The organism is Clostridium sp. (assembly GCF_036646415.1).
Taxonomy (GTDB): domain Bacteria; phylum Bacillota; class Clostridia; order Clostridiales; family Clostridiaceae; genus Clostridium_J.
Map to the genome: position 1 here is coordinate 26,889 of NZ_JAVXMF010000004.1, position 16,076 is coordinate 42,964.

Consider the following 16,076-nt stretch of genomic DNA (forward strand, 5'->3'; position numbering starts at 1 on the left):
GTCCCCCTATACTAATTGCATCCTACAAGCTTTTTCCAAAATGGAAATTCAGTTTTTATCCAATGATTCAATCTATCTAGATATTTTTCTTCTTCTATACAATCCTTCATGAATAACTGATAATTTCGCATTATAACTTGTACTTGAATATATTCTGGCAAGGCATTTATATCATTCAAATCTATTGGAATGCCTATGGTATCTTCCAATTCTGAATTTAATTTTAGACACTGCGAATATGATATTTCACCCTTGGGAAGTATTGCGATGTCAATATCACTTTGACTATTAAAGTCATCAGTTCCAAAAGAACCAAAAATATAAACACCTACTATGTTTTCTTTATTTATTAAATACTCAGTTATATGTTTAATAATTTCATCCCTATTTACTTCTTCTAAGTGCCTTGTTCTAAACAATTTCCTCACCTCCCAAGTAATATCTTATCTTTTATTATAACCCAAATTATTTAAGTTAAGTTATGTATTTAACTGTTTTCTAAATTATCCACGTATTCTTTGGCCTCTTTTAATCCCATTCCAGTAGCCATTCTTAGCTTCTTAATAGCTTTAACCTTTTTACCTTCACCAATAAGGATTTGAAGTTCACTATCTTCTATAAGTGGCTCCCATACTCCAGCTTCCTTGGCAATTTTATTCAAAGTCTCCTCCATACGCACCATATTTTGCTTTATACTACTAACTTCACATGTAAGTCCCGTTGCTATTACTAATAACAATAAAATAATTGCTTGTTCCATCTATTTTCTCCTCCATATTTCTGTAATTATAGTTAATTTATTTCTAGTAAAAAATATTTTATAAAAACATTTAATACACCAAAATATACAGCATATTTCATTCATCATTTGTATTATATACTAATAATAGCATATTTTTCTTTTAAGATATAATAATTTTGTCAAAATAAGCTAGGACTTTCTCAGCCCTAGCTTACACTTCTTAATAACTTATAGTTTCGCATCTAAACTCCTTATTTACAGTGTCATAATTTTCTTAGTTGAGAATCTCTTAATGCTCCTTTTAAAATCATGAGTATTCGTACCTTTTAACCATCCCAGTATAAGTTTTATAATAATTATTATGTAGATTATATTAAACTTATGCTGAACTAGATAGTTTTAATTTTAAAGAAAAAATAGTAAAATTTAGAAATAATTACTACAATAATCATTCCTTTAACCACTAAGTTATCTACTATAATCAATGGAAATGCCAACATAAAATCTGCAAGTAACAGTATAGTTATCTTCTTCTTTAAAGTCATGGCTCTTTCATTTACGAAACTTTCTAAATGATTCTTATATATTTTTGTTTCCCTAAACCAGTTGTCAAATCTCTTCGATCCCCTTACAAAGCAAAAGGACGCAAGTAATAAAAATGGAGTTGTTGGAAGTACTGGAAGTATAACCCCTAAAGCTCCTAGCGCAAAAGCTATCAACCCTAAAGATACATACATAATTTTTTTACATTTATTCATGGTTATCCCCCTAAAACATTTTCTTATCTTCATAGATAATCAAAGGATAAAATTACAATAAAATATCGTGAGAATCTAACTACTAATAATATATCACCTAAAATTCTAAATTGAAAATAAAAGATTTTTGATAAATATTGTTATGATTATTGCAGTATTTTCCCAATTATACTAAGCACTTACACTCATCATATTTATGTTAATAATTTAAATATATTCCATTTAGGGTTATTTTGTAATAGAATTGATAGTAGATGTAAAAATTAAGGGGGTTAGATAATGAGAGATACTATTATATCAAAATATGATGATAGGATTGCGGTATATTATACAAAAAATAAAATTTCCTTACCTGAGAATTATAGTAGTGAGGTGGAGAAACATTGGGCACAGCTAAAGCTTCAAGATGAACATTTTTTTAGAGGTGATGCATATACCATAACCAATATAGAGATCAATGAGAATAAAGTAAATATTTTCGTTTCACTAACTGACTATGCACATTTTCTATATACAATTCACAGAAAAAAATTTATTGTACCTGATTGTAGAGTTATTCATACTTCAGTATTAATTGAAACTATTGACAATAAGTTTGCTATAGGTGTAATGAACACTGGTACTGCAGCGCCAAATAAATTACAGCTCATAGGTGGGGGTATAGATAAGAATGATATTGAGGGAGATGTCTTTGATTTACATCATAATATAAAGAAGGAAATTTTTGAGGAGTTAGGGATAGACGTAGCGGATGCTAGAATTGTAAAATCATTAAACCCCTATGTTTTAAAAAGTGGTGGCGAGGATAATTTCTTATCGGCTATTTTTAAGATGGAGCTACTCATTAATGAGGATGAACTTGCTCAGAGGCTAGTTCATCACAATGAAGTTCTAATATTAAAGGGAGAAAATCCAGAGATAAAATCCCTTATATTTATAGATATTAGTAAAAAGGCTGTAGAAAAATTAGTAAATGAGGATAGTAGGTACAGGGATAGAAATCTTAATGGAACTTTAATGGCAGCCACAGGAATAATACCCATAGAAGATTACCTAATTTGTATTTAAGTATATGAATAAATAATATAAAGACCTTACCAAATGTTTATAATTGGTAAGGTATATAGTTTAAAATGTTTTTAAGTTTATTTGTAGTCCCTTTTAATAATCCCATAGTGAACCACATCAAAGTATTCACCCTTTACTATAACTTCTTGTATTCCGGTTCCTTCATACTTCATACCACACTTTTTCATAACTTCTCCAGAACCTGAATTTCCTACATAATGTGTTGCTTCTACACGATTTACTTCTAACTTTGTAAAGGCTAAGTTTAAGATTAATTCTAATGCTTCTGTCATATATCCATTATTCCAATATGCTCTAGTTAACACATATCCAAAACTTGCTTTATTATCAGCTTCATTAACTCTTATATCAATGCATCCAATACATTTATTCTCTGACTTTAGCTCTATTGCAAAGATTCCTGGTCTTCCTAAATAGAAATTTGCAATAATTTTTTCTGTTTCCTCTAAGGTTTTAATTGATGGCCAAGTTAAATACCTTGTAACAATATCAGCACTAGCATATTCATATATATCTTCCTTATCTTCAGGTGTAAAAGATCTCAAAATTATTCTACTTCCTTCAAGTCTTGAGTTCTTTATAAAAATTTCATTATATTCTTTCATGATTTATCCCCCATATTCTTACTTTCCCTTAAACATAAATCTATTATATACACTCTATTTTCTATATTATTTATCCTTATATAACTATCCTTTTAATGTGGAAAATACGTTTAAATATCTTACAGCTTCATAACCTTGTCTTTCAACAGTTTTAATACAAGAGTTTCCCTAGCTATCCATGAATTAATGTTTTTACCTGGGTTATTAAGTAGTTTTTCATTATTTTCAATAGCTTTATCTATGTCTACCCATATTGGTGTGAATTCTAACTTTGCTTCATAATCATCTAACTTTTGATTTGTAACCTCTTCTCCTAAATCACAAAAATAGTAATGAGATTCTATTTGAAACAAGGCACCTTTTTTAAACTTATCACAACTTCTCTCTATTATTAACCCTACCTTTTCTCTTATTTTTGTAACATTATAGCCTGTTTCCTCTAAAACTTCACGGATTAATGTAGCTTTTTCATCTTCATGTTTTTTTACACCGCCACCTGGAAACTTGTAATCTCCGGTGTTAGAAAGTACCATTAATATTTTTCCATTATTAATAGCAACTCCCCTAATAGCTTTTCTTGAAGTTATCCTTGTATTTTTTTTATCGAATTCTAAAACTCCTAATACTTCATTAAAAACCATGCTAACTCCTCCTTTGTTCTGCTATTAATAATATTTATTTATCAGAAAAATCTTACTATTGCAATTATTTCTATATATTATAACACAAGACAATACATCTATACACCTAATTTTATCTTATAATTTTTAAAAGCCTACTTATTATTCTTATTACAAATTTTTCATATGATTATCTTAAGTATATAAACAAATTTATTTTCATATACCTAAACTTTCACCACATAATTAAATTTATCTATTCTTTTATAATTTAATTTTCTTCCATACTTTAGAAATCTAGCTGATAGATTTCCTGTACCAACACCAATATCTAGTATATTTTGATACTCTAACTTCTCTCTACAACTATAATTTTAAACCTTCGCCTTAGGTTAAAGTCAATAAAAGCCAGTAAAATATTTTTAGTATCTTACTGACTCACTATTATTTGTTAAGATAATTGTCTTTGCTTCATAATTATTGCTGTACTACCTGTATCCTATTATACTACTGCATTTTCAAAATTATATTTTATATAATCTTCTCTCGTCATAGAATAACAAACATCATCATAAATACTTCCATCATATATCTCACTAGCCATTCTTAGAGTTCCTTCATATTTAAATCCACACTTTTCAATAACTCTTCTAGACCTTGCATTATGTGGATAGTGATAAATAGAAATAATACTAGTATCCTGGTCTTCAAATAAATGTTTTATTACTTTCTCCACAACTTCTGACATAATACCCTTGCCCCAATAGTCCTCTGAAAGCACATATCCTATCATTCTCGCATCTGATATTGATCTTTTTTTATCTCCATGATTTCCTATTGAACCAATTACTTTATTATTTTTCTTATTTACAATTGCCCATACTTCATTCTTTTCAATAAAAGACTCTAATATTTCAAGAGACTTTTCCTTGTTTTCATGAGGCTGCCATCCTGCATTAGGTCCCACATTAGTATTCTTAGCATACTCATAAAAATCATCTAAATCCGCTAGCCTCCATGGTCTTAAAATCAATCTTTCTGTTTCTAATATTTTCATAAATAATTCCCCCCATGCATTTAAACCTTTATTATCTATTGTACAATAATTATATCACATCAATTAAATTTTATTACACTACTAATTTATAATAATCTCATCAACATTACTTATCATACTTTAATATTGATGATAGTCACTTTCATTTTTTCACCTTATATATCAACAGTTTCATTTAAATTTCCTACAAAAAGAACCCTGATAAATTCAGAGTTCTTCTATCCTATTAATATTTGTTTATGTTTAATACTTCTACTTTTGGGCTATGGTATGCTAAGTTCATATTTATAAATAATCTTTTTTAAATTTAACAGTAAATATACATATACTTAATTTAATTAACCATATTATGTTTCTCTACCATGAGTTTCAAAATTAAATATATCCTTTTACCAAGCATAAGCATAATAAAATAGTTTCCTACCATATGAATTAAATCATAAGGTATTCCATTTATCCAATAAGTCATAGCAAAGGTTTTAGATACAGTAAATATATATGAAATTGAATATAATCCACCAAATATCATTCCAAAACAACCAGACACTATACTCCAGCCTAAAAAGTTTTCTTTTATTATCCTTTTTAACAATAATACTATTATTACAAGTAGTGGCCATACAATCCAATATCCAAACCACCAAGTTCCCATTCCAGTAACAAGAACCAATAGAAAATTAAAAACTACTACTATTATTAAAGTTCTTTTACCTAAAACCAAGGTATATATTATTAGCAGAAAAGATACGGGCTCTATATTGGGTATTCCACTCATCATAACTTGCAACACAAACATAAGTGCAGCCAGTAATGATAGTATTATTATATCTTTTGTCTTATACATACTACCAACCAATAGTAAGTATAAGCTCTATTTTGTCCCCATCTTTTATTGGCGTATCATCAATTCCTGTTTGAGAATTTTCACCATTTATTTTTAAATTCCACCATTCCTGTTTGTTAGCATCAACCTGTAAGCCATCTGCAGCTATTACAAATCTACTAGACTGAGATTCATCTACCTCAACTATACCCATCTCATCTAAAGCTAGCCCTAAAGTTTCAGCATCTGTTGAGTGTTTATGAGTCTTTTCATGATTATCTCTTTCACTCTTAACAGTAACTTCTATGTTTTTATTTCCTTTAACCATATTTTTAGAATTATAACTCTTATAAAGCCAAACCCCACTTAGTGCAATAACAATAACTATTAAGGAAATTATTATTGATTTCATATTTTTTTTCATAATTATATCCTCCTAATAAATTCAAAAATAAAACAACTCTCCTTCACTAAGGAAAGAGAGAACCTTCTCATACTAACTATATACTACAGATTTCATTTTATGAAATCAATCTTACTTTATCATATTTATTTATGAAAATCAATATATTATTTTTTAGTTGACTTTTATATTCAAATTATATAAAAATAAAATTTAACATTTTGTTCATTTTTAGTGTTTTTTTTCAATTTACTAAACAACTCTTATTTTATATGAAAAAGCAAATCTATGGCTTTATACATTAGTGTTCAAAATTAGATAATCTTGTTGTAAATTGTCATATAAGAGCAATATTTCTTTCTTCTATAAAAGTATATAATTTGTCCATCCATTATATTATTATTCCTTTTTTTTCTTTATATGTTATATTTATTAAGTACATATAATATTTTATGGAGGAACAAAATATGAATAATAAAATTGATGAATATAGTAATTTTACTACATATAGAGTAAATATAAATTTAAAAAATTGTTATGTAATTTCTTTAGTTACACTTTTTTTCAGTCTATTTTTATTAATTTTTAATTATACTACTCAAATAATGTTTTTATCTTCCTCTGTAAATTTGCACATTATTTTTTTTGTGTTTAATAGTTTATATGTAATTACTTATAAATATCTTTTACATAAAGAATGTAAAAATTTAATAATTAACAGTATATTTTATTACACATTTTTAGTTTTCTATTTTATTTTTGTAATGACTATATCTATAAACAGCTTAATATTTTCTTACTTACTAGCCGGTTATCTACTTGTCATCTTGGGTATAAGCCTGTTTATTTTTCATAATTTACTTGAATCATTGCTTCTATTACTACCCTCTATGATATTTTATATTTACATTATGTTTCAACTTATGCCTAATAGTACTATTATGTCCATTAATGTTACTAATATAATTATTTTCAATATTTTAAGTTTTATTTGCATCAGATTTAAATATATTTCTTTTTATAAATCCTTTAACAGCGATAAAGACTTATCCTTAACACTAAAATCTCTTAAAGAAATTAATTATAAACTCTTAGAATCTGACAAAAACAGAACTGATTTCTTTGCTAATATGTCTCATGAATTAAAAACTCCTATCAACGTAATATATGGAGCTGAACAACTTCTAGCTCAACAGTTTAAAAATGAAGACATTAATATAAAAAAATCTGAAACATATGTTAAATCTATAAAACAAAATTCATATAGACTTATAAGACTTCTAAATAATATTTTAGACATTACAAAAATAGATTCATCGGCCTACGATATTAAACTTGAAAACATAGATATAATTTACACCGTAGAAACTATTGTAGACTCAGTTGCAGAGTTTATAAAATCTAAGGGATTAAACATTATATTCGACACAAATGTGGAAGAAAAAATAATAGCTATAGACGAGGATAAGCTTGAAAGAATTATATTAAACCTCTTATCTAACGCTATAAAATTTACCGATGCTGGAGGTACAATTTTTATAAATATGTACGAAGAAAAAGATTATATGACTATTTCAGTTAAAGATACTGGTATAGGTATAGATGATTCCATGAAAAAGGCAATATTCGATAGATTTATTCAAATTGATAAGTCCATGTCAAGAAATTCTGAGGGCAGCGGTATAGGACTTTCACTTGTAAAATCTCTAGTAAATATGCATGAGGGAAAAATTAATTTAATAAGTTCTCCAGGAGAAGGTAGCGAATTTATAATCTCCTTTCCTGATATAAAAATAAATTCTTTTAATGATACAAATAAATTTTTGATTAAGAAACCTCATAATAATAAAATATCAAAAATACAAGTTGAATTTTCTGACATATATCAATAATTGTTAAAATTATTATTGTAAATATAAAATTTATTTTTTAAAGAGGTGTTGTAAAATGGGAAAAACCATGAGTAAATTTGAAGACTTACATACTTTTAAGCTTAATCATAATTTATTAGTTTGCTTTAATATTTCTATTATAACACTATTAATGTCTTTGCTATCAATATCCGATTCAATATTTAATATAATTATTCCATTTTTTCCCTATTTCCCTAATAAGCTTCGCTTATTATATATAACTTTTAACTTGTTATGGATAATTTGCTATAGGAAAATAAAATTTTGTGATAAAGATAAGCATATTAAATATCAGCACATTTTATTTAATATTTTCTCAGTTATTATGCTTTTATATTCTATTCTATTATCTATATCAAATCTATATATTACTCATCAAATTCACTGTTATATTATAAATGTTATGATTGTTACTATTTTTCTATATCTAGATTTAAGGCAATCTTTTATACTTCTTATTTTACATGGAGCTGTATATATTTTTCTTGTTACATATATATTAAGTGAACAATCATTCCTATATCTTCAAATTGCTATTATTCTCTTATCTACACTTTGGGGATATTATTGTATGATAATAAAGTTAAAAAATTTAGAAAGAACCTTTTCTAGAAATAAAGCTCTTAATCTTAGCAAAAAACAACTTGAAGAAGCTAATACCACACTTTTAAATCATGAGAAAGCACGAATTAACTTTTTTACAAATACTTCACAGGATCTTAAGTCTCCAGTAAATGTAATTTATAGTGCAGAACAACTTTTAGAAAAGCAACTTAAAAACCTAGTAATCGATAAAAACAAATGTACAAACTATATTGAATCAATAAAAATTAATTGTTTTAAACTTATAAGGCTTGTAAATAACATATTGGATATTACTAAGATGCAATCATCTATTTATGAAATAAAATTAGATAATATAGATATAGTTTACACCATTGAAAGTATAGTGGATGCTGCTGCCAGCTTTATAGGTTCCAAAGGAATAGATGTTATATTTGATACTACTTTAGAAGAAAAAATTATTTCAGCAGATGGTGGAAAGGTAGAACGTATTATTTTAAACCTTCTATCTAATGCTATAAAGTTTACAAATCCTGGAGGTATGATCTTTATAAATATATTTGAAGATTCCAACTATCTCTGCATATCAATAAGTGATGATGGTATTGGAATAGATGAATCTATGAAAGAATCACTCTTTGATAGGCTTTTTCAAACTAATAAATCTTTGTGTAAGGTATCAGAAAATAGTGGAAGTGGTTTGGGTCTTTCTATTGTAAACTCCTTAATGCTACTCCATGGTGGTGATGTAACCTTTAAAAGTACCTATGGAGTAGGTAGTGAGTTTACCCTTCGCTTCCCTAATAAGGTTTTAGACAAACCTATAAATTATAATGAAATTGATCATAAAAAAAGATCTTATGATAATATGATGGAAAAAATTCAAATTGAATTCTCTGATATATAAATAGTAGAATTTGTTTTAATAAGTGTTGATTATTACATCATATTATCTTCGCTTACCTCTTTAGGAACCTGTATTTACAAAACTCTGTTCAGTATAAAATTGTTAACAAACATAATAAAAAGGTGTGAATTTAGAATATTAAATCTAAAATTTCACACCTTTTTTATTATTACTTTAAAAATTCTTAATGCATCTTAATGCAATATGAATTTAAAATCACTAAACTTTTAAGACTTCAATAATCTTTTAATTAGGTTCAGCTTACGTATTCCTAAATTTATTTACACATTATTTTGCTCTATATTATGAAGTATATTTCTACATAATCCTATAATTATAAATGATATAACCACATTCCATACAAAAGTAGCCATAATTGAAACTGTACCTATATTAGTTATAACTCCAATAACTATAGCTGCAATAACTCCCGGAATTGCAATTACTATTAAAGCTAATATATTTAGAAATAGAAGTAGTCCCTTTGAGGTTACCTCTCCAAATATTCTTTGTGATAGAACATCCCCTGAAATAAATAATATTCCAAATCCTATTCTCGCCACTATACATATAATAATCTCTACAGGTGTTGCCTTAAGTATTATTCCCGCAGAAACAAATATTAAAATCCCGTCAAATAGACACTTTAAAATTCCTTCTGAAATTGAGTATAAAAGCTTCTTGAGTGGATTTTGAGGAATTAAATATATAAAATTAACCTTAAGTTCTCTTACCCACCGACCTGTGAAGCTAGTAAATAGTTGCATATAAGTTGACATACCAAATACAAAGATTATCCCTGCTTCTTTGCCTACCACTAGAGTAAATATTATAACAAATATTATTTGAAATATGGTTATACTATCAAAGAAAAACTTTCCTGCCCGTTTATTCTCTAACATATGTTTGAAAAAGAATACAGATGCTCCCTTACCATGATTTATTCCACTATGCTTTAATTTTATCTTTTTAGTATCCTTAGTTTCTACAACTCTTCCTTCTTTTGCATTCTGCATACGAGTATGCATACTTTCAGTAGCTTGAAGCACATCCTCATAATAATTATTATTATTCTTTATAATTATTATGATAAGTAAAACTACTGACAATAATATAGCTATAGAATATACTAGAAGATTTGATATTTCTCCTATAAGTCCACCATAGGTAATGGCTTTTATCCATCCCGCAAAAGGTATCCACTCTAACCATGGTGAATTTATTCCATTAACCACTGCTTCTATTCCAATTTGTCCATTTTTAATATTAAGAAGAATTGATGCAATCACAGGAATAATTGTTAGATAAATAATCCCCTTAACTACAGTCTTCTTTTTTTCATCTCCACTAGTTACTGAATATATAGCAATAGATACTACACTACTCACAAATGTTAGTACAAAGTATCCTAAAAATATTATTAATACTCCACCTATACCCACTCCATAAGCATTCTTTAAAACTGCTCCTTGAAAAAGTATAAATACCGCCATTAAAAGTGACATTCCCATTTGACGTACTAATCCATATACAAGAATTTTATTAGGGGATGTTGGTGATACAAACAAAAGATTTACATCACACATCTTGAAAAAAGTTGATCCCGTAGATAAACCTTGCATAATTTGACTTATAAATAAGAACATAAATAAAGCAAGTATTATAGCTCCAAGCTCTGACATACTCCTTAAATTCCCACTACTCATTGAAGATGAATCTGACATAGCTGAGCTTACAAATACAAACCCCATTAATGCTATTATAATGATATACGCTACTAACTTTCCTGGATGTTTTTTTAAATCTATTATCCTATTTTTTGCAGTCCTACTTAATAGATATAATATTCCTCTCACTACTCATCACCCTTTCCTTCAGTGATGTTGAAGAATAATTTCTCTAGACTATCCCTAGAATCTTCACTACTATCCTTTTCTTTGGTAGCAGCAATCTTCCCCTTTATCATTATATAAGCTACATCCCAATAATCCTCAACACTATCAATCATATGAGTACTTATCACCATTGCTACTCCTTGATTTTTAAGGTCTAGAATTAACTCCTTTAAAGCCTTAATTCCATGAGGGTCAAGTCCTACTAACGGCTCATCAAATATTATAACCTTAGGTCTTGGTAGTAGCGCACAACAAATACTAACCTTTTGTTGCATTCCCTTAGAAAGTTCTTTACCAAATTTCTTTCTTTTATCGTCTAGTTCAAATTTAACAAGCAATTCTTCAGCATAATCTTGCCAATTAGTTAGATTGTATCCCCTAGCAATAAACTCTAAATGTTCTTCTACCGTTAACATATCATAGAGCACAGGCATTTCTGGAACATATCCAATCCTAGCTTTTGCCTTCAAAGATCTATTTTCATATCCATCAATAGTAATCTCACCCTTAAATCTTAATAGTCCACAAATACATTTAATAATAGTTGACTTACCAGCACCATTAGGTCCTAATAATACTGCCACTTGTCCACTATTTACTTCAAAATCTATCTCCTCATTAGCTATAACTTTCCCATATTTTTTTGTTACATTCTTTACTACTAACATATAACCTAGCCCTCCATTATTCTAATTCGCATTATATAAAATTTATCCACCTCTCTTAAATTTAACCCCAACACTCCATACCATATATTAACATTATACATGTAACAATTTACATATTCAATAAATTATATAATATTAAAATCATTTATGTAAAATGGTTTTAAAAATTTAGAATTCATATAACAATAAAAAATCCACTGGATTCCTCCAATGGATCTAAACATATTTTATTAAAAGGTTTAAACCACCTACTTAACTAGGATTTAACTCACTTAAGAACTATAGTTATAATTATATAGACATAGTTATATATGTTACATATCCTGCAACTACTAATATGCTAGCTAATGCATAAGGTAGTGAACTCCTTTGTTTATCTATTTCTTTAGCATGTTCCTTTTTCATTTTTAATATACCATATGAAAAAACAGTAGATATAAATCCAAATACAGTTAATAAGTATACTTGATCTGAAGTCTGATATATAGAACCTTTTATATACATAATGTCTGTTAAGAATAATATACAGAAGTTAAATAGATTACTCCCTACAAGGTTTCCTATCATAGCATTAAAGTTACCTTTTCTAACTAAGGACACTGATGCAGTTACTTCTGGAAGAGAAGTAGCAATCCCTAAAAATAATGCACCTGCCAAAGTTACACCTAAGTTTAATTTTTTAGCAATTATATCTGTAACTATAGTTATTCCAATACTACATGCTATTAATCCTAAACTTAAAAGTATAAATCTAACATATATTTGTTTTACTGAAAGGTTACACTGACTCTCGCAACTTTCCTCTGTACCCTCATCTCCAGACATTCTTCTAATCCCAGTAACGTAAAGTAGCATTATTATAATAGAAAACACGCTAACTCCAAAAAATGTAAAATCCCTACCTATTGAAGTAGCTATGAATATAACCCCATATATTATCATTAAAAACTTTAAGGTATTTCTATGGCTTGAAGTTATTGCAGCCTTCTTAAATTGTTTAACACATATAAAAATTAATAATCCAAGCAACGCTGTATTAAATATATTACTCCCTAAAATATTTCCTGAGACTAATTGTACTTCATCTAAAAACACTGTTGATGAAATACTCGTAAAAAGTTCTGGAAGAGATGTTACTGCCGCTAACATGACTCCCCCAATGAAAGCACCTGATAAATTGGTCTTCTTATCCAGCTCGTCCACATAATAAGATAACCCAATAGAGAATCCAATTACGCAAGCTGTTATTATTGCATATAAAACATAAATCATTCCAAATCCTCCTACCTATTTTTTTAGTTTTTCTATTCTAACAAATAAATAATTTTCTATAAGTTACATTTATTTAAAAATATTGTCCCCAAAATAAAAGAGACCTATATTCTAATTCTAGAATACAAGTCTCGTCTTTTAAGATTAAACCAGAATATAAAATATTCAAGATGTTGACCTAATCCCACCTAGCTTACATAAAAGCTGGCACTGACTACTCCCTTAATATATGAAAACCTATTAATTTTCCATTTAATATTCATTAACATTTATGCTTTTAAAATCGCCTTTTCACCTTACATACTATCATTTTTCTTAAAATATATCAATGATAAACTTTCTTATCATCCAAAACGCTAATACCTAAATAACAAGATAATAAATTATATCTTCTATGCTAACTCCATGATAAGAACTCTTTACTCGCTTAAACTTACTTTGAAGTTTTTCCTTCATATTATCTATATATGATAAGGTAAATGGAAGATATTTAGAAATCTCCTTTACATACTCTTTTGAAAAATATTCCCTACTCATAGCAATAGCAAAAATTATCATCAATAAACAATTATCTTTTATGAGTTTTTTAAGTTCTAAGTTGTTTTCTCCCTTAAAGCAGTTTGCCTCATCAATTACATAAACCGTTAGATTAATTAACTTATTCACTACGGTGTCTAAATCATACTTTCCAGCTAGTTGAGACATTATGGTCATATGCTGATTTTTATAATCAATTTTAACATCTTGAAGATCATCACAAAGTTGAAGAAGAAATCCATATCCATAAGTGAATACCTCTTCGTCTCTTGTTAAATCCCCATTTATAAGGTATCCATCCACAATAACAGAGGCTCCTCCTTTTTCTATAGATATATCTAACATATCTCTCTCATAGGGGTTACTCATTCCCTCTTGCTGTGTAAGGCTATTAACCTGACATTGATGAATTAATAAAAGTCCCTCAAAAACTTTAGCATATTTATTTCTGTCAAAGGTTTTTTCAATGCAGCTAACTAGGCTAAACACCTGAGCTTCATGAGGATTTTTGGGCTTTACATCTTCTCCTGACAGTCTTTTATAAAACCTATTATTAAATTCTTTTTTATCCTTCATAGACACCTTAACATCGTCAAGATAATTATCAGTATATGGATAAAGCATGCTATATCCAAAGATAGCCATGGTAAACGTAATATCCATACCAATGACCTTCTGAAGAATATTTACAATCCAAACATTCCTCATAGCTTGACCTATATCACTATATGGTATATCCTTATCAAACTCCTTACATTTATTAATAAAAGTCTTTGTACTTTCAAAAAACTGTTTCTTCATGTTTTCATCTAAGGTTCCCAGCTTAAAGCTTTCTTCCTGTTCAATCAGCTCCTGAAAAATTCTATTTCCACGAGCTTTCCACAAAATTCTTTCACTTTCTTCCTTTGGAAAACTTTCAATAGTATCAACCATTTCATTAAGTAGATTCTCAAACCTTTTCTCCATCTTCTTCTTTTTAAGATAGCTGGTAGCTTTTAAGGGTAGTTTTAAATTAGTAGACATACTCCACCAAATATTTCTGTACAAAGTCCTTAAAAAGTTAATACTTTTTATATTAACTAGATTTAATTCATTATCCATGAGTCACCTCCTTAATATCACCTTAGACTACTAAATACTTATTAATAACTTATCCTTCTATAGTATCTACTACTACTACATCTATAATATCCTTTAAATTAATATCATAAGGAGTTACTTTATTATTAAACTCATCTCTTACTATCCTAACAACCGGTCTATCTGGATATCCACTGTTCTGATTAATAACATATCCAAATAGCTTATTAGATAATCCTACAGGACATCCTAAAGGGTAAACAGCAAAAGTTTCCTTAAATAACTTTATTATCTCTGGATCAAAACTTCTATATGTTTCTGCTAAAATTAATTCATAGGCTTCTCTCGGATTAAATTTTTTTCTATAGCATCTATTTGAAGTTATTGCTGTAAATACATCACATACTGATATTATCCTAGCAAATTCAGATATTTCATGACCCTTTAATTTAAATGGATATCCAGTTCCATCATACTTTTCATGATGGCTAATTACTCCACTTATTATATCATCACTAAATATAGGATTATCCCTCAAGATTTCTTCCCCATAGACTGGATGCATCTTTATACTCTGAAATTCTTCATCCGTAAGTTTACTTGGTTTATTTATAATTTTATTAGATATTTTAGTCTTTCCTATATCATGAAATAGAGATGCTATAGCTAGCTCTCTTAATTTCTTTTTATTAAACTTCATATTTGCGCCTAAAAAAACTGACATAATGCTGGTATCTACTGAATGAATATATGTATAATCATCGTATAATTTCACTTCATATAGATTTAGATTTATATGATTTTCACTTTGAATATAATCTACTAAATCATCTAGAATAGTTAATGACTTATTAATAGACTCTTGATTACACTCTATAAGGTCCTTAAACATATTTGGAAGAGTTTGCAACACATTCTTTTTAAGATTTATAAGCTTTGTATCATCCTTAATATCTTTTAAATCATCATACTCTACATACACAAAAAATATTCCTTGTTGTTCAATTTTCCTCATTATATCATAAGTTATTACTATGCCTTTTTTAAGTAAAATATCCCCATGTCCTGTAATAATATCCTTTGCTAGTATTTCATCACCTTTGATATCTTTAAGTAGTATTAACTTCATACATTTTCTCCCCA

16 protein-coding genes are annotated in these 16,076 nt (G+C 27.8%); 3 read left to right on the forward strand and 13 right to left on the reverse strand.

Going from position 1 to position 16,076, the window contains the following annotated elements; translation table 11 throughout:
* Positions 1-11: 11 nt before the first annotated feature.
* The 3 genes from RSD37_RS03940 to RSD37_RS03950 all read right to left on the reverse strand — a co-directional run bounded on the left by RSD37_RS03940 (position 12) and on the right by RSD37_RS03950 (position 1,500).
* Positions 12-419: a nucleotidyltransferase domain-containing protein gene (locus RSD37_RS03940; protein WP_346945399.1), complete on the reverse strand. Its 408-nt coding sequence runs from the start codon at positions 417-419 to the stop codon at positions 12-14.
* 68 nt (positions 420-487) lie between these two features.
* Positions 488-760, reverse strand: a complete 273-nt coding sequence (locus tag RSD37_RS03945) for a ribosomal protein L7/L12 (RefSeq protein ID WP_346945400.1) — start codon at positions 758-760, stop codon at positions 488-490.
* Between the two features lie 371 nt (positions 761-1,131).
* Complete coding sequence (locus tag RSD37_RS03950) at positions 1,132-1,500, reverse strand: YbaN family protein (RefSeq protein WP_346945401.1); 369 nt, start codon at positions 1,498-1,500, stop codon at positions 1,132-1,134.
* A gap of 279 nt (positions 1,501-1,779) precedes the next feature.
* Between RSD37_RS03950 and RSD37_RS03955 the strand changes: the two genes are divergently transcribed.
* Entirely contained in the window at positions 1,780-2,568 is a 789-nt protein-coding gene (locus tag RSD37_RS03955) for a hypothetical protein (RefSeq protein ID WP_346945402.1), read from the forward strand.
* Positions 2,569-2,645: 77 nt separating this feature from the next.
* Here RSD37_RS03955 and RSD37_RS03960 read toward each other — a convergent pair whose 3' ends face one another.
* From RSD37_RS03960 to RSD37_RS03980, 5 genes are all read right to left on the reverse strand, one after another.
* Positions 2,646-3,194 (reverse strand): GNAT family protein, encoded by a 549-nt coding sequence (locus RSD37_RS03960; protein ID WP_346945403.1) that lies wholly within the window; start codon positions 3,192-3,194, stop codon positions 2,646-2,648.
* Positions 3,195-3,313: 119 nt separating this feature from the next.
* Positions 3,314-3,835 carry an NUDIX domain-containing protein gene (locus RSD37_RS03965; protein ID WP_346945404.1) on the reverse strand — a complete coding sequence of 174 codons (522 nt, stop codon included), beginning with the start codon at positions 3,833-3,835 and terminating at the stop codon, positions 3,314-3,316.
* Positions 3,836-4,316: 481 nt separating this feature from the next.
* A complete protein-coding gene (locus RSD37_RS03970) occupies positions 4,317-4,871 on the reverse strand; it encodes a GNAT family protein (RefSeq protein WP_346945405.1) in 555 nt (184 codons plus the stop codon).
* A 334-nt stretch (positions 4,872-5,205) separates the two neighbouring features.
* On the reverse strand, positions 5,206-5,715 hold the full coding sequence (locus tag RSD37_RS03975; protein WP_346945406.1) for a hypothetical protein: 510 nt from the start codon (positions 5,713-5,715) through the stop codon (positions 5,206-5,208).
* A 1-nt stretch (position 5,716) separates the two neighbouring features.
* Positions 5,717-6,118 (reverse strand): DUF4430 domain-containing protein, encoded by a 402-nt coding sequence (locus RSD37_RS03980; RefSeq protein WP_346945407.1) that lies wholly within the window; start codon positions 6,116-6,118, stop codon positions 5,717-5,719.
* Between the two features lie 920 nt (positions 6,119-7,038).
* Between RSD37_RS03980 and RSD37_RS03985 the strand changes: the two genes are divergently transcribed.
* On the forward strand, positions 7,039-7,989 hold the full coding sequence (locus RSD37_RS03985) for a HAMP domain-containing sensor histidine kinase (RefSeq protein ID WP_346945408.1): 951 nt from the start codon (positions 7,039-7,041) through the stop codon (positions 7,987-7,989).
* 592 nt (positions 7,990-8,581) lie between these two features.
* Positions 8,582-9,481, forward strand: a complete 900-nt coding sequence (locus RSD37_RS03990; RefSeq protein ID WP_346945409.1) for a HAMP domain-containing sensor histidine kinase — start codon at positions 8,582-8,584, stop codon at positions 9,479-9,481.
* 281 nt (positions 9,482-9,762) lie between these two features.
* Here the strand turns inward: RSD37_RS03990 and RSD37_RS03995 are convergent, their stop codons facing one another.
* The 5 genes from RSD37_RS03995 to RSD37_RS04015 form a co-directional block, all read right to left on the reverse strand.
* Complete coding sequence (locus RSD37_RS03995) at positions 9,763-11,337, reverse strand: putative ABC exporter domain-containing protein (protein WP_346945410.1); 1,575 nt, start codon at positions 11,335-11,337, stop codon at positions 9,763-9,765.
* Entirely contained in the window at positions 11,337-12,044 is a 708-nt protein-coding gene (locus tag RSD37_RS04000; RefSeq protein WP_346945411.1) for an ABC transporter ATP-binding protein, read from the reverse strand. Before RSD37_RS04000 ends, RSD37_RS03995 begins: the two co-directional genes overlap by 1 nt.
* A gap of 291 nt (positions 12,045-12,335) precedes the next feature.
* On the reverse strand, positions 12,336-13,316 hold the full coding sequence (locus RSD37_RS04005) for a cation transporter (protein ID WP_346945412.1): 981 nt from the start codon (positions 13,314-13,316) through the stop codon (positions 12,336-12,338).
* Positions 13,317-13,679: 363 nt separating this feature from the next.
* Complete coding sequence (locus tag RSD37_RS04010; protein WP_346945413.1) at positions 13,680-14,954, reverse strand: hypothetical protein; 1,275 nt, start codon at positions 14,952-14,954, stop codon at positions 13,680-13,682.
* A 49-nt stretch (positions 14,955-15,003) separates the two neighbouring features.
* Complete coding sequence (locus tag RSD37_RS04015) at positions 15,004-16,062, reverse strand: HD-GYP domain-containing protein (RefSeq protein ID WP_346945414.1); 1,059 nt, start codon at positions 16,060-16,062, stop codon at positions 15,004-15,006.
* Positions 16,063-16,076: the final 14 nt, after the last annotated feature.